Annotated in this window: 16 protein-coding genes and 1 tRNA gene; 10 read left to right on the top strand and 7 right to left on the bottom strand. The window is 37.7% G+C overall.

Annotated features, from left to right (window positions below; all coding sequences use genetic code 11):
• Window positions 1–48: 48 nt before the first annotated feature.
• Window positions 49–897, bottom strand: coding sequence for a hypothetical protein (locus tag ABTV71_RS06620; protein ID WP_121125100.1), 849 nt, complete (start codon window positions 895–897; stop codon window positions 49–51).
• A gap of 62 nt (window positions 898–959) precedes the next feature.
• Here ABTV71_RS06620 and ABTV71_RS06625 point away from each other — a divergent pair, with 62 nt between their 5' ends.
• Together ABTV71_RS06625 and ABTV71_RS06630 are read left to right on the top strand one after the other, a co-directional pair.
• A complete protein-coding gene (locus tag ABTV71_RS06625) occupies window positions 960–1,637 on the top strand; it encodes an RNA polymerase sigma factor (protein WP_433902590.1) in 678 nt (225 codons plus the stop codon).
• Window positions 1,634–2,887, top strand: a complete 1,254-nt coding sequence (locus ABTV71_RS06630) for an outer membrane beta-barrel protein (RefSeq protein ID WP_433902591.1) — start codon at window positions 1,634–1,636, stop codon at window positions 2,885–2,887. Before ABTV71_RS06625 ends, ABTV71_RS06630 begins: the two co-directional genes overlap by 4 nt.
• Window positions 2,888–2,991: 104 nt before the next feature.
• Here the strand turns inward: ABTV71_RS06630 and ABTV71_RS06635 are convergent, their stop codons facing one another.
• The 3 genes from ABTV71_RS06635 to ABTV71_RS06645 form a co-directional block, all read right to left on the bottom strand.
• Window positions 2,992–3,552: a hypothetical protein gene (locus ABTV71_RS06635; protein WP_433902592.1), complete on the bottom strand. Its 561-nt coding sequence runs from the start codon at window positions 3,550–3,552 to the stop codon at window positions 2,992–2,994.
• 348 nt (window positions 3,553–3,900) lie between these two features.
• A complete protein-coding gene (locus ABTV71_RS06640) occupies window positions 3,901–4,176 on the bottom strand; it encodes a hypothetical protein (RefSeq protein WP_433902593.1) in 276 nt (91 codons plus the stop codon).
• A 182-nt stretch (window positions 4,177–4,358) separates the two neighbouring features.
• Window positions 4,359–4,598 (bottom strand): hypothetical protein, encoded by a 240-nt coding sequence (locus ABTV71_RS06645; protein WP_433902594.1) that lies wholly within the window; start codon window positions 4,596–4,598, stop codon window positions 4,359–4,361.
• A 512-nt stretch (window positions 4,599–5,110) separates the two neighbouring features.
• On the opposite strand from ABTV71_RS06645, the gene ABTV71_RS06650 reads away from it, so the two are divergent.
• Window positions 5,111–5,851 carry an SDR family NAD(P)-dependent oxidoreductase gene (locus tag ABTV71_RS06650; RefSeq protein ID WP_121127298.1) on the top strand — a complete coding sequence of 247 codons (741 nt, stop codon included), beginning with the start codon at window positions 5,111–5,113 and terminating at the stop codon, window positions 5,849–5,851.
• A gap of 190 nt (window positions 5,852–6,041) precedes the next feature.
• Here the strand turns inward: ABTV71_RS06650 and ABTV71_RS06655 are convergent, their stop codons facing one another.
• Together ABTV71_RS06655 and ABTV71_RS06660 are read right to left on the bottom strand one after the other, a co-directional pair.
• Window positions 6,042–6,875, bottom strand: coding sequence for a ferritin-like domain-containing protein (locus ABTV71_RS06655; protein WP_121127299.1), 834 nt, complete (start codon window positions 6,873–6,875; stop codon window positions 6,042–6,044).
• 21 nt (window positions 6,876–6,896) lie between these two features.
• Window positions 6,897–7,619 (bottom strand): ferritin-like domain-containing protein, encoded by a 723-nt coding sequence (locus ABTV71_RS06660; RefSeq protein WP_433902595.1) that lies wholly within the window; start codon window positions 7,617–7,619, stop codon window positions 6,897–6,899.
• A gap of 382 nt (window positions 7,620–8,001) precedes the next feature.
• Between ABTV71_RS06660 and ABTV71_RS06665 the strand changes: the two genes are divergently transcribed.
• Both ABTV71_RS06665 and ABTV71_RS06670 read left to right on the top strand, forming a co-directional pair.
• The gene (locus ABTV71_RS06665) at window positions 8,002–8,970 is read left to right on the top strand and encodes an ROK family protein (RefSeq protein ID WP_121127300.1); all 969 of its coding nucleotides are present in this window, start codon (window positions 8,002–8,004) and stop codon (window positions 8,968–8,970) included.
• Window positions 8,971–9,052: 82 nt separating this feature from the next.
• Window positions 9,053–9,436, top strand: coding sequence for a hypothetical protein (locus ABTV71_RS06670; RefSeq protein WP_433902596.1), 384 nt, complete (start codon window positions 9,053–9,055; stop codon window positions 9,434–9,436).
• 213 nt (window positions 9,437–9,649) lie between these two features.
• On the opposite strand, the gene ABTV71_RS06675 is transcribed toward ABTV71_RS06670, so the two are convergent.
• Window positions 9,650–9,731 (bottom strand) — tRNA-Leu (locus ABTV71_RS06675).
• A gap of 337 nt (window positions 9,732–10,068) precedes the next feature.
• Here ABTV71_RS06675 and ABTV71_RS06680 point away from each other — a divergent pair.
• The 5 genes from ABTV71_RS06680 to ABTV71_RS06700 all read left to right on the top strand — a co-directional run bounded on the left by ABTV71_RS06680 (window position 10,069) and on the right by ABTV71_RS06700 (window position 15,263).
• The gene (locus ABTV71_RS06680) at window positions 10,069–10,989 is read left to right on the top strand and encodes a toxin-antitoxin system YwqK family antitoxin (protein ID WP_433902597.1); all 921 of its coding nucleotides are present in this window, start codon (window positions 10,069–10,071) and stop codon (window positions 10,987–10,989) included.
• A 127-nt stretch (window positions 10,990–11,116) separates the two neighbouring features.
• Window positions 11,117–11,917, top strand: coding sequence for a 3-keto-disaccharide hydrolase (locus ABTV71_RS06685; RefSeq protein ID WP_121127303.1), 801 nt, complete (start codon window positions 11,117–11,119; stop codon window positions 11,915–11,917).
• Between the two features lie 369 nt (window positions 11,918–12,286).
• Window positions 12,287–12,928: a MarR family winged helix-turn-helix transcriptional regulator gene (locus tag ABTV71_RS06690; RefSeq protein ID WP_433902598.1), complete on the top strand. Its 642-nt coding sequence runs from the start codon at window positions 12,287–12,289 to the stop codon at window positions 12,926–12,928.
• On the top strand, window positions 12,929–14,422 hold the full coding sequence (locus ABTV71_RS06695; RefSeq protein ID WP_433902599.1) for a phytoene desaturase family protein: 1,494 nt from the start codon (window positions 12,929–12,931) through the stop codon (window positions 14,420–14,422).
• 4 nt (window positions 14,423–14,426) lie between these two features.
• Window positions 14,427–15,263 carry a phytoene/squalene synthase family protein gene (locus ABTV71_RS06700; RefSeq protein ID WP_121127305.1) on the top strand — a complete coding sequence of 279 codons (837 nt, stop codon included), beginning with the start codon at window positions 14,427–14,429 and terminating at the stop codon, window positions 15,261–15,263.
• Window positions 15,264–15,268 lie beyond the last annotated feature (5 nt).

Raw genomic sequence — 15,268 nt, forward strand, 5'->3', positions numbered from 1 at the left:
CGTGGGCCGTGTATGATAATAAGTCACGATAGCTTCCTAAACGATAATTTAGCTGGTAGGTGCAGTAGTTGTTTTGTCGTTCAAGATTGGCCAGACACCAGGGCGGGGGAAGCTAATTCCTTTGTTGTCACCACGTTGTTGATCTTGGCCAAAATAGTACATAGGCCATCCTTTGAACGTCAATTGTTTTTTACCAAAAACATCGATAACCGAAATATCTGCCGATTTTACGAGGGATGGTAAGGCTCCTTTGTCCATTTGATAGATCGGCCAGACGTTATCATTGCTGAAATCGGGTTTGGTAAACGTATTTTTATTGAACTTGTCGGGGTTAAAGGCATAAAGTGTTCGGCCTTTATCGTCGGTTAAATACAAGGTGCTGCCCGTACCTTCCGTGTAATCTCCCAAATAGTTTTTTCCATCATGCCCGACAAGTTGTGCATTGGCAACCATGAGCAGATAATCGGGCTTTGCCACATACCAGATTTTATTTACGGCATCTCCTTTTACAGGATCAGATTGGCTGTCTCCTGCATAATAATATAATGGCCAACCTTTGTAGGTACTTTGTTTGCTACCATCAGCTCTCGTAATTTCACCTAGAAGACTTTTATCGATCTTCATATCCGAACTTGACTCATTGTTATGATAAACCGGCCAGGTGGATAGACAATTTCCCGTACATGCTGACATGCCTTTTGTATCATTTGAAAAGAAATAGAGTGTTTTCCCATTAGCGTCTGTCAGAATGGTGCCAAATTGCGCATTTGCAGCTGTCTGTATTCCCTGCTTTTTATCTTCAGGAGCTTTATCGTCATCTTTAGAACAAGACGAAAATAAGGATAACATGAGGACGGCCATTAGGGCTGTTTTTACATTTTTTGGGTTGAGTTCCATAATACTAAGTTTTAATGTTGATACTACCCATTACGACCATGCTCTGGAAAAGGTTGCCTGCAATGAAAAAAATATTTTTTTCATTGCAGGCAACCTTTCTTATTATCTCATCGTACTACATTTTATACTATATTTATCAAAAAGAAAAGCAACAATATCGAGTGGCGATAAAAGAAGTTGACGAAAAATCTATCCATATTATTAAGGGATGCATAAATGAGGACCGTAGATCTCAAAAAGATCTTTATACCACATATTATGCGCTGGCACTGGGTATATGTTTACGATATGCCGATAATAAAGAAGATGCAATAGGTATTTTAAACGAGGGATTTTTTAAAGTATTTAAAAATATAATCAAATATGATTATCAAAAGCCTTTATCTGCCTGGATAAAAAAAATCATGACAAACACGGCAATAGATTTCTATCGCGCGAAAATTAGACAGGGTTACCTGGTCGATATTGCGGTGGTTGAACATGCTATTGCCGATAATGATACGATAACTCAAAAATTGAATTACGAGGATTTGTTACTGATGATACATCGGCTTCCACCGGCCTATCGTACAGTGTTTAATCTTTATGCGATTGATGGGTATGGACATGAAGAGATCAGTGATATGCTGGGTATTGCAGTTGGGACTTCAAAATCCAATTTGCATAAAGCCCGCGGACGACTTGCTGAAATGGTAAAAAGCCAAGAGGAGACAAAAGGTAAAACTGGGGAGAATACATGATGGAAAAGGACAAGAACAAGATTGATGAGATCTTTAGAGAAGGTCTCGATGAAGCTAATTTTGACTTTAATGAATCGCATTGGGAGGAGATGGAGTCTCGATTGAACAATGATCGAAATAAAAGAAGGTTAACATTGTATTTCCTTACAGCACTATCTATGGCAGCAGCCGCAGTTCTCGCTCTTTTTTTTATTTGGAATAAGGAGGTACCAGTAGAAAGAAAAAAAATGGATAATTCTGGTCAATCCGCTGCTATAAATAGCTCTGAGCAGCAAGTAGGAGATACGATTATTCAGCATGATCTTTCACGGATAACCCCTCAGGGAAAAACGGAAAATATAAAATCCGGGTTGAAAGAAGATATTGATTTTAGTCTGGAGGAAAAAACTGGTGGAGAGCTGACACAAAATAATACGATAGCAGCGCTCCCAGAAGCAAATCATGGTATCCTACGGCTGGTTGATACAAAAACCGATTTTACAGTTCCGAAAATGAAATTTAAAGCTGGGCAACTATCCCGTTTTAACTTATCCGTAGATCCGGTTGAAACAACAGGAGATCGGTTAGCCGCGTTGTATAATCAAACGGAGGTTGAAGAACCCAGTGTGCCAAAAAGAGAGTCGTCGGTGTTAACACTGTTGGCGGGACCTGATCTAACGAGTGTAAAAGGTGCCGGTAAATCTTCCTTAAGTCAGAACGTTGGTTTGGCTTATTCCTATCCACTAATTAAAGGGTTGAGTGTTTCTGTTGGCGCTATCTATGCCAAGAAGAATTATAAGTCAGCATATAGCTTTTATTCTCCCTCGAATCCCCCACAACTGACACAGTTGCCTAGCCAGGTCAGTGCCGTATGCGATGTGATCGATGTCCCCCTGACAGCAAATTATACGGTATTGAAAAGTAAAAAGGTAAAGTTTAATGTAAGTGCTGGTCTGTCCAGCTATTTTATGCTGAAGGAAAAATATACATTTGACTATGAAAGTGAAGCTAGTTACGGAGGCAAAAAGGGGGCAGTCTATGGGGCCAAAAGCAGTTACGACGATAAAAAAAGTGTAAGCTATGAGGTCAATGGCGAAAACCAGCATATTTTTGGTGTAGCAGACTTTTCGATATCGGTTGAAAAGAAAATCAGCAATAAGATCAATATAGGAATAAAACCCTTTTTTAAGATACCTCTAACAGGAATAGGATATGGGAATGTGGACTTACAATCAAAGGGTGTCGCGTTTACACTGGGATTGAGTTTGTAGTATGATACAACCAGTATATACCGATCAAGCTGTTCATGTTTACAATTCAATAATCCTTGCGGAAAAAAGAAAAAGACAGTTGGTTGTTTCCAGCGTCTATAGTGTTAGTTCATTCGCATCTTATGGATCTTGTTTGATACATGGGCGTTATACTGTATGAAGCTCGGATATTGATCTGTTTTAGCCATTTCTGGGATAATAATAGCTAATTCAGTACCCAAATCTAAAAATTGTGTCTCCAGGAGCTTAAACCTATTTTCATCAGCACTCTCTTTAGCCTTGGTCATTTCTGCGAATAGGTTTTCCAGCTTATCTAAATATTTTTCTGCTTTCTCATTGTTTAACTCGGGACGATTTGCGTTTCCTACCTGTTCTGTCGCTTGTCTATTTTGCGCATTGTCCTCTTTTTTGCCAGACCGATTATTGTTGAAGAATGTATTTAAACCAAAAGCTAGTAGTGTAAACAGGGGTAGAACAATCAGCATGATAACCGGTCTGCCACCGCATTTTTTAAATTTGATATAAGCATAATATAAAAGTATACCGCCTAATATAAGTAAACCGATTGCTAAACCTATATTTCCTGAAAATTCATAAACAGGAAGTAATATTCTTGGAATTCTATAAGTTGATTGCTCACTAAAGTAACTGACTCCAAGAGCCAAAAAAATGCGCCAATTAGTCCCATTGCAAAGGATTTGACTTTCTCTGCTGTCAGTTGTATGTTGTTATTTGTATTCATTTTATTCACAGTTTAATTAGGATATCTACGTATTTCATATCGTATTCCAAAGTTAATGGCTGATTTAAAATAAATCCGAAGAATTTACAAAGCGCCATCTTTCTTTTACAATTAGGGAGCTAGAGTCATGATTATCTTCATTTTCAGGGTTTAAATATATAGCGATACAAATAGAGTCGCACATAGGGAAATGAATAATCTGATAGCTTCTTTACAATTGAAAAATAAATTTATACGGATAAAAAAAATTGGTTAATATCAGTATGATTTTTCAATAAAAGGTGTAGCTCAGATCGAGGACGCGGTCTTCAAAATAATGAGCCATTTTAGCTGTTTCAGATTTTCGTTGTATTATTGTTAGAAAGCCTTTTTTATTATACGTCATAATCAACTCGCTGACTTTTTGTCCATTTCGGATGTTTTGCATCGAAAACAGATTTCTGTTTTTGTCATAGCTGTATTTTTCACTTTTAGATGCAAAGTCTGCATCTGTTTCATGAATTGCGGATAGGAGGTCGATAATGTTGAACGTATGTAATTGTAACAATTTAAACTTATTCTAACTTCGAAATACAGTGAATGGAAATGTGACGAAAATAGACGTGAATGAGAAAAATACCCAGGCGGTGGATTTCTATAAGCATATGGGGTTCAGTGTTGTCAAAAAGTCAGCTTTAGATGGCCAAGGAAAATCATATCCGATCTTACATATGGGGTATAATTAACTCATTATTTTGCATTTTTCGGGAGAGTAGGCTTTATGATCTTGCTTTCTTGCTGATTGAGTTGTGCGGCCTCTTTCTTTAGTTTCTGAATCTTCTTAAGACCTTGGATAATGCTTGATGCAGGAACGTCATATTTGGCCACGGCTTCATCCAATAACAAATAGCCATTCATAATTTCGGAAATTGCTAATTGGAGTCTGGTTTTCCTTGGATCTGGATTTTTATCATCAGTTTTTATTTTCATCGTTATTTTGATTTGTGGAATGTGTCTTATTTTTCGGGATGATACCGACAACAAATATTACTTTTTTTTAAAACAGCGTTAGTTTTATAATGAAAGTCATTTTTCAATTGTAGGTGTATTTTTACATGATGTAGCTTGTTCTTTACAGTTTTTATATGATTTTTTTAGGATAAGATGCTATTGGATAGCCTATCGAATGTTGAGATTTCAACCTGGTTATTTTAGGCAAGAAGCACTGGGGGTTGGGGAGCTATGATGGTTATGCAAAGCAATTGGTATCATTTATAGGCGAAAAGATCTTTCTTGAGAATCGTATAGCATATCTTTATGTTGCGGAATCTAAATTTTCAGGCGATTTCATTATATAGAAACCTCAATTTTAAAACAAGAATAAAAATGACTTTCTGGGCTTTTTAGCCTTCATGATAATGGAGAACAAAAATGTAGCAAGTTTCGGATTTTATGCTTGCATCTTTTAAAATAGCTTTGTATTAACTAATACATAAAATAATATGAACATTTTTAAAGATAAAGTTATTCTCATCACGGGGAGCAATAGGGGGATAGGGAGAGCATTGGTAAAAGCCCTTTTGGATCATGGCGTGAAAAAGGTATATGCTACCTGTAGAAACTTGAATACATTGCCATCGTTCGAAGACAATAGAGTCATATCGTTATCTCTGGATATTACAGACGATGGACAGATCAAAACAATTGCTGATGTTGCCGGGGACACTGAAATTCTCATTAATAATGCGGGTATTTTAAATAGGGGGAGTATATTAGATGGCGATCTATTGGGAATGGACAATGATATGAAGGTGAATTATTTCGGGACAATAAAGATGATGCGCGCATTTGCATCTATTTTGAAAAAAAATCGCCCGGCCAAAATCATTAACATCGTTTCAATTGCAGCTTACTCCCCCTTACCATCCATTGCTGGTTATGCTGCCTCCAAAGCGGCCCTTTATTCTGCAACACAGTCTGTCCGCATCGAATTAGCCAAAGATGGAATCGCTGTACACGCAGTCAATCCCGGAGCAATCGATACGGATATGAACAAGGGAAGTGATTGGGATATGCCTGACCCTGATAGTGTTGCCATTAAGATATTGAGGTCTGTCGATGAAGGTAATTTGGATATTATACCTGATGAAATGGGGCAAGAGATGTACAATTCCTGGCGGGAGGAGCCTTCAAAACTATCAAAGATTTTTTCTGATCTATATTATGCCGAAAATATCGGATAAAGAGTCTATTGTTAGAGAAGAGCCGATGTGGAATTTTTTTAGGACAAATAGAAAGCAGCTGTATATATGGCGAGGGAGAATGCTGAGGTAATTTCTGTATTTGAGCGCCTTTTTATAGTTAGCGACTAATGAAAGGCCCTGGTTTTTTAAATAAACCAGGGCATTCAAAACAGGTTAACTACGACTCTTGTTACGCTTTAATAAATAAACCTGCAATATTAAGTACAGCTTCGGCAGAAAGCGGTTCATCAAAAGACTGTGTTGCCGCACTTGTTGAAATTTTTCCCATCGAACCGGGTAACGTTGTGATATCGACTCCTCCTTGTATTACATTGTTTTCACCCGCATATATAGGGTCTACAACTGCTCCGATTCCAGTGTCATTGTTTCCTGTAATCCAAGGTTTCTGATCGGCGGCACCGCCTCCACGAGCACGTCGCATCTGACGAATATGTGACGCATGTCTGGCCTCAACCGAATGGATCTGCAATGCAGCGGTCAGCACTACTCGATTTCCTAGTAATATGCCTGCCTGTCCTTTGTATGCCCGTACTCCAATATCTTCAAAAGCTTGAGCAACCGCTAAAAAAGTATCGTAATCACTAAAAACATTGCCAAAGGTACCCCCCGCTGTAAAGTCAAAAGTAGGCTTTGAGACGGCCTTATTGCCCAGTACCTGTTTTAAAAAATTAACGTGGGCGACCTCATGATCACGGATCGTGGTAATTGCCCCTAGGGGTTTTCCGGATGGAATGAGACCTGCTTTAGCAACACCCATTGTATAATATTCAGCTTCAAGGTATTCTAAAGTTAAAGCATAATTAAGAACACCATTGACATCTGTGGGTGCTGTGGCGCCATAAGCCTTTTTGAAGAGTTCACCAATAAAAAATGGTAATGCTGCTAAGCTCACTTTTTTGCTCATCGAAGCCAGATTTTTAATGGCTTCTCGTCGCGGACTGATACGATCGCTGAATTCAGGATCTATCGTATTTATTTGTTCAAAAACATTTAAAAGATTCATGATAATATAATTTTAGGTACATTAATAAGTTGGTAGATCCTTTACATCGATTTTAGATTTGATAAACGGTGCTGCGGCACTCAAGACGACGCTTGGGCTCTTGGCTACATCCAGTCCGTTCGAATCTACCACCTCTTGATTGGCAAAAGTGCCATTATCTATCATGTCGCGGACCCATGCTGCATGTCGTGCTTCGACAGAAACGATCTTTCCTGCCAATAATAAATAATTCGGATCTTTAATTAACCAACCTGCTCCATTGTAAGCAGAGACTCCGAGATCTTCAAATGTCTTTGCCGTTGCTAAAACACTGGCGCGACTGCCGAAATTAATGCCGGACAGATTAAATTCAAGACTGGATATCGCTTTAGCTCCCAATGCTACTTTGAAAAACTCGCGATGAGCAATTTCGTGGTCTCGGATATCAGTAAAAAAAGCCTTTTCCAGATCCGTGATCCCTGAATAAGGATTGTTGACCAAATGAATGTAAAAGGCGGCTTCGAGCTGCTCCAGCGCATAGGCGTAATTCAGTATTGCAATATCACCACTGCCAAAATACATGCCTTTACCGCCATTGTCCATGTCGTCATCATGATCTTTTTTACAGCTCGATAGTCCGAGAAGAGCGAGTGATGCAGCACCTGCTCCTGCAAATCTTAGAAAATCTCTTCTTCTGAGATCTTTCATTCCTAGTTCACTATGATGATTCAATAGTGGTTCATTGTAAGATGTTATCTTTTCCATAACAAAAGTCTTTAGTTTATAATTTTCTGTACTTATTATCATTTACGACTTTTTGAGATGCTTGGATTGCCAAATTTGATTTTTATTAAAATATTATATCTTTTCAGCTTTCAATAACAAATTATCGTGGCGGAATTGTACATGTTCTGGGTTGCTCAAATTTTCTTATTTTCTGTTGTTTGATTGGGCAGAGAAGGAGAAGGAGAGGGAGAGGGAGAAAAGGGGGGAAGAAGGAAGATGAAAAAAGGTGCCCGGATACCTGTAATGAAAAAAAACTTAGTTGAATAGTTTTTTTCTGTAACTATTCAACTAATCCCTTGTTTAATTCCCCGTAAAATACTATCTTTTTTACAATTTTTGAACTTAGAAACAAGGAATAGCAATGTCATTAATAGATTTATCAAAACGTGTAGCGTTAGGAATAGATATCGGAGGAACAAACACTAAATTCGGGGTGGTCAATCATCGTGGGGAAGTTCTTGAAAAGGGGAGCATACGAACAGATGATTATGAGCATGTTGAAGATTTTATTGACGCATTATATGAAAAGGCTCACCCTTTTATTGAAAAGTTCGGTGGTGAAAATAGCTTCGATGGAATTGGAGTTGGAGCTCCCGATGCGAATTATTATACAGGTACAATAGACCATGCTCCGAATCTTCCTTGGAAAGGTGTGATTCGATTTAGTGATTTAATGACTGCCAAATTCAGAATTCCCTGTACCATCACCAACGATGCGAACGCTGCGGCCTATGGTGAAATGCTTTTCGGAGCCGCGCGAGGAATGAAGGATTTTATTATGATTACTTTGGGAACAGGCGTAGGAAGCGGTATCGTGGCTGGAGGTAAGCTTATTTATGGACATGATGGATTTGCTGGAGAATTAGGCCATACTATTGTCAAGCCGGGCGGTAGAAAGCACTGGAGTACGGGGTCCGAGGGGAGTTTGGAAGCTTATGCTTCTGCAACAGGGATCACAATTACAGCAAAGAAAATGAGGGCCGAATTTCCTGAGTCGATGTTGAATCAATATCCCGAAGACGCTATAAATTCTAAAACGGTTCATGAATGTGCAGTGAAGGGGGATTCCATAGCCATTGAAGTATTCAGGTATACCGGGCAAAAATTAGGTGAGGCATTGGCAAATTTTGTGATGTTCTCCTCTCCCGAAGCTATTCTATTGTTTGGTGGGGTGATTAAAGCCGGTGATTTTATTTTAAAACCAGCGAAATTACATATGGAAAGAAATCTTTTCCCCTTATTTAGAAATAAAGTGAAACTCGTTTTCAGCGAGCTGGAAGAAGCTGATGCCGCTATTCTCGGCGCCAGTGCTTTGGTTTGGGAAAAATAATTTTATCAAAGGCATAGTATTTGCTTATTGAATTCTTTAAAACACAAAAATTTCTATTGTAACTAAAAACGAAATTCAATAAATGAAAAAGACCATTTTACTTTTTGTATTGCTATGTACTGCTTTTTTTTCAAGAGCAGACCAACTCCAGGCTTTAACACAAGCTCAGGCGGAGAAGGCGGTGGGATACCTTAAAAAAGAAACAGTTGTTGTTTTATGGTGCAGCTGTTGTGATAATGAGACACCCCAAAAAATCACCATTAACGAAGTCTTTTATAAAAAATATTCGGATGGAAAATATTATTCCGTAGTATTGAAAGGTAGGGACGAGAATGGCAACGAAGTTGAAGAATATTTAGACCTTGCTTATGTATTTGTGAAAAAGGGAAAAAAAGCAAAGAGCTTGGGTAAGGTATTAAAATTTGAGTGCGACCCCTGTACAAAACCATTTGACTGGTCTGCCTAAAGATGATACTAGTTTTGGTTTGTCGAGCTATTTAAGAAAAGCCTGCTAGGGATGAAACAGTAGCTGTTTTCATTTTTTTCAATATGATATTTGGGCTGATCGACATCTGTATTTTCTTTTTCTTCTAATAGAATGTAAATCATACCTGGGACGAACTTTAAAGCATTTTGGAAAAAAAAACTCCCGATATTTTAGAATCGGGAGCTTTTTATGTGCGGAAGAAGGGACTCGAACCCCCACGCCTTGCGGCGCCAGATCCTAAGTCTGGTGCGGCTACCAATTACGCCACTTCCGCATTAGGATTCCTGTTGATGTCGCAAATATATAAAGCTAAGCGATATCTTGCAAGTATTCTGCAAACATTCGCTGTACAGCGCACATTATGAGGTAGATATTTTCAGTACGATTTTTTATCATGAAATAGATTCTCCTATTCCTGTTTTTTGAACCTATCAAATTTAAAAAAAGAGATTTTGCTTCTTTTGATCTGTTTTTTTGATATTAAGCGTTGCTTTTTACCAAATTTAAAATAGTTGAAACGGATTGTAAAAAGTTCTTCCGTAATATACTGAATTTGTTTTTTATTGTACTTAAATAAGAGATAACATATTTGACGAATGACAGGAAATCTAATGAAAAAACTAATTATACTTGCAGCCGTGCTCTTTATTCATCTTTCCTCCTTTGCACAGAAAAAGTTTGAAAGCCATTATCCCAGTGGAAAGATAAGGTCGACAGGACAGTATGATGAAAGCGGTAAAGAGACAGGTATATGGAAAATATTCTACGAAAGTGGAAAACCGGAAGCAATGGTAACATTCCGAAACGGAAAAGAAACAGGTGAATTTAGGTCCCATTATGAAAGTGGAAAATTAGAAGAGCTGGGAAAGTATGAAAATGGAATTAAAATTGACGTATGGAGGAGCTATCATGAAAACGGGCAACTTCGTGCAATCTGGCAATATGAAAACGGTAAAAAAAACGGAATTTCCAAAACATACCAATCCACTGGGAAGCTCGCTGAGATCGGGAATTATAAAGATGGACAAGCCATAGGCGAATGGAAAGCCTATCATACTAACGGAAATCTTCATGAAATCTGGAACTATGAAAATGGAGATCCCAAAGGGGAATTTAGAGAATATTATGACGATGGCGGGCTGAAACGAATTGGAAACCGCCATGGCTACGCCGCCGATGGTGAATGGAAAATGTACTATCAAAATGGTACGTTGGAAAAAATCGGAACCTACAAAGATAATAAGGAAAATGGTGAATGGAAGCATTATAATCTTAATGGAAAGCTATGGGAAATCGGTAGCTATGAGGATGGGAAAAAGATTGGGGACTGGAAATTATACGGGAATAAAGGCAATTTGCTACAAACCATAAGATACGAAATGGGAATGGCGGAAGGTCTAAGCCAGTTTTATCATGAAAATGGAAAACTTAGAGAAACTGGTCGTTATCAAAATGGCAAAAAGTCCGGCGAATGGAAATTTTATGATGAACGAGGAGAGCTTATAAGAACTGAAAATTATCAAGAAGAATAATTTTGACGTAAAAACTATCGATTTGGAAACAAATGAAATATAAAACTGTATAAGGACTGTTTAGCTAAAGCTTAAAGGAATATATCGTATATTGGTGTTCAATTTAAACCAAATAGCTCACTTTTAAATGAAACGATTAATCTATATAATTGTAGCCGTTAGTTCTATTTTTATAGGCTGTACCGGATTGAAGGGCCAGCGGGATAACAACGGCTGGAAATCATTGTTCAATGGAAAAGACATTAAAAACTGGTTCGTCAAAATTCATCATCACGATGTCGGCGTGAACTTTGGCAATACCTTTAGAGTCGAAGATGGAATAATTAAGATTAGATACGATCAGTACGGTGATTTTAATGACCAGTTTGGACATTTATATTATAAAACACCCTTTTCTTATTATCATTTGAAATTTGAATATCGTTTTGTCGGTGATCTTCAAAAAGGTGCACCTTCCTATACGCTTCGTAATAGCGGTGTTATGTTTCATTCTCAAGACCCCAGAACGATGTTAAAAGAACAGGATTGGCCAATATCCATAGAAATGCAACTCTTGGGCGGATTGGGTGATGGTCAACCACGACCTACTGGTAATATGTGCTCTCCAGGCACTAATGTGGTCTACCAAGGCAAGATGGCGTCCTCACATTGTTTAAATTCAATTTCAAAAACTTATGATGGCGATCAATGGGTGCGAGGAGAATTGATTGTGCTTGGCGACTCATTAATAAGGCATATTATTAATGGAGATACTGTCCTCGAATATTCCAAACCGCAGATCGGAGGTGGCGTAGCAAATGGATATGATCCAAAAATTAAGATTGACGGTAAGTTGTTGAGCAGTGGATTTATCGCATTGCAGAGTGAAGGGCAGCCTGTAGACTTTAAAAATATTTGGATTAAAGAACTCCCTAAACCAAGGAAATAAAATAATTCCCCTGTTTTTGTAAAATGTCCAAGTTCGTTTGAAGATACAGTAACTTCGGAAGAGTATCATACATAAAAAGAATTTAGATAGACTTTTATCGCCGGGTTCCTAACTATGCTCACAATATTCTTATCAAGAATACGCTGTTAGATGAATTTTACGAGACAATGGATCAATTGTATAAATGATATAGAACATTTCTAAAATAAAAAGCAGGACATAGATCCTGCTTTTTATTTTAGAAATGCCCCGCTTAGACCACCTTTATCAAATATGTTACCGTTAATTAGTGTGTTTTTACACTATTTATATATTATTTTTAAAATATTAAAACCAAAATAAGTATATTTATGTTCTAATTCAAGGTGTATGAAATATCAACTTTTAAAAGAAGTCTTAGTGCTGATAGAAAAATTTGAAGAGGAGAATTTGACAATACATATGTATAGCAATCAAGTGGAGGGATTTAAAGAATGGATTGCGAAACAGGTCATACAGCCAGTTGAGGAGCCCACTTGGGAGGGAAAGGAAAAAGGACGGAGCCCAGAAAGTGTTATTAGTACCTTAATTGTACATATGAATAGATTCGCAAAGAGCTATTCGAAAGCTGCTATATGGGGCTCTGATTTTTCAACGCAGGAGGAATTTATTTACCTGATCACCTTAAAATCATTTGGAGAGATGACGAAAATGGAATTAATCAAAAGAAATATCCATGAGAAACCAGTCGGTATAGCAATTGTTAACCGATTGATCAAACAGAGGTGGATAGCTCAGAAAGATTCGCAACAGGATAGACGTAGTAAGCTAATTAATATTACAGAAAAGGGACTGCAAGTATTAGAGGGGCAAATGCAAAATATACGTCGTGCGACTCAAATTGTTTCAGGGGATTTAACTCATCTCGAGAAAATGGAATTGATACGATTGCTCAATAAGTTAAGTGATTTTCATCAAGCTATTTATGAAAAGAATTTTGCACCGGACAGATTGCTGGATGAACTAAAATAAATGAAGAGAGATACAAAGAAAATGAAAAAAAAGATAGCAGTAATTGGTGCTGGTTTTTCTGGGCTTTCTGCCGCGGCATATTTATCCAAAGCAGGATATGAGGTTCATGTCTTTGAAAAGCATGAACAGGCTGGGGGGCGTGCCAGACAATTTTCTACTCCCGAAGGTTTTCGTTTCGACATGGGCCCCAGCTGGTACTGGATGCCAGATATTATTGAGTCGTTTTTCTCAGATTTCGGCTACAGTACTTCGGATTTTTTTGATCTTGTATCACTCAACCCACAATTTGAGATGGTATTTGATTCTGCTAATTTCAGTATCCCCGAATCTTATGAAGACTTAAAACTGCTATTTGAAGGCATTGAACCCGGAGCTGCTTCCAAGCTGGATAAATTTATGCAGTCCGCGAAATTTAAATATGAAGTCGGAATGCGTGATTTTGTCAACAAGCCCTGTCATAGTTGGGGGGAATTTCTTTCGCCCAAAATTGCGTTTAGTGCTCTTAAACTAGATTTATTTTCCAATTTCAGATCCTATGTGGCCAGATATTTTTCAGATAAACGATTACGCACTTTGATGGAGTTTCCTGTGATTTTTTTGGGAGCTTCACCAAAAGAAATTCCGGCGCTATATAGTCTAATGAATTATGGAGGATATGCCTTAGGAACACATTACCCTAAAGGAGGTTTCTATCAGTTGGTATTAGCTATGCAGAAGGTAGCACAAATACAGGGAGCTACCTTCCATTTTAACCATAATGTGGAAGCGTTGGAGATTAAAAATAATACCATTACTTCACTCATTATTGATGGCAAAAAAATAGCGTTTGATTTCGTAGTTGCTTCGGCCGATTATCACCACATTGAAACACTGCTGCCTGAGGATTTAAAAAATTATAATGATTCGTATTGGAAAAATAGAACATTTGCCCCCTCTAGTCTTATTTACTACTTGGGTATGAAATCAACGATCCCCAACTTAACTCACCATACACTTTTCTTCGAACCCGATCTGGATGAACATATAAAGAGTATATATGGTGATAAAAAGTGGCCAGAAAAGCCATTGTTCTATGTGTGTTGTCCTTCAAAAACGGATACGCATGTCGCGCCAAAAAATCAGGAGAACCTCTTTTTGTTGATGCCGGTAGCAACCGGTATTGATGATGATGATAAAACAAGAGAAGAATACTTATTAAAAATGCTTAAGCGTCTTGAACGGCATACCGGAGCACGTAACCTCTATGAGCAGATCATATATAAGCGAAGTTATTGTGTAAGGGATTTTGTTAACGATTATAATGCGTATGGGGGCAATGCATATGGCCTGGCCAATACATTAAGGCAAACTGCTGTTTGGAAACCGAAAATTAAAAATCAAAAAATCCATAATCTATTTTATACAGGACAATTGACCATTCCCGGCCCTGGGGTACCACCATCCATTATCTCTGGAAAAATAGTTGCTAAAGAAGTCATTAATCTAAATCCATAAAACGATGAAAAAGCTGTTTGATGAACTTGCTTATGAGGTAAGCAGAAAGACAACCGAAAAATATAGTACAAGCTTTTCGCTAGGTATTTTGGCCCTGAAACCTAATATTCGCAACAGTATTTATGCGATCTATGGTTACGTAAGATTGGCCGATGAAATAGTCGACAGCTTTCAAGGTTACGATAGAAAGCGGCTTTTAGGCCGTTTGCATCTGGAGACAAATTACGCATTGGAAGAAGGAATTTCTTTGAACCCCATATTACAAGCATTTCAGGAAACAGTCCATAAATATGCCATTGACCGTGATCTCATTAATCAATTTCTTCACAGTATGTCTATGGATCTGAAAAAGTTGGAATATAATTCAGCGCTGTATAATGAATATATATATGGTTCCGCAGAGGTCGTCGGATTGATGTGCTTACAGGTATTCACAGAGGGCAATAAACAACGTTATGAAGAGCTAAAGCCTTATGCGATGAAACTTGGTTCTGCATTTCAAAAGATAAATTTTTTACGTGATCTGAAAGAGGATTACCATGTTCTTGGTCGCACTTATTTTCCCAATCTGAATATGGAAGTATTCGATAATACACTTAAAAGCCAGATCGAAAATGAAATCCATCAAGAATTTGAAGAAGCATTTTTGGGTATAAAAAAGCTGCCTAAATCGGCACGATTTGGTGTATATCTGGCATATAAATATTACCTTTCTCTTTTCGCAAAAATTAGGAAGAAATCTTCTAAAGAGATTTTGGAAAATAGGATAAGGATAGCCAATACAGAAAAAGCTTACGTCGCATTTAAATGTTATTTGCGTTACAAAGCGGCATTTTTATAAATAAT

The organism is Sphingobacterium puteale, from assembly GCF_050986225.1.
GTDB lineage: Bacteria > Bacteroidota > Bacteroidia > Sphingobacteriales > Sphingobacteriaceae > Sphingobacterium > Sphingobacterium puteale.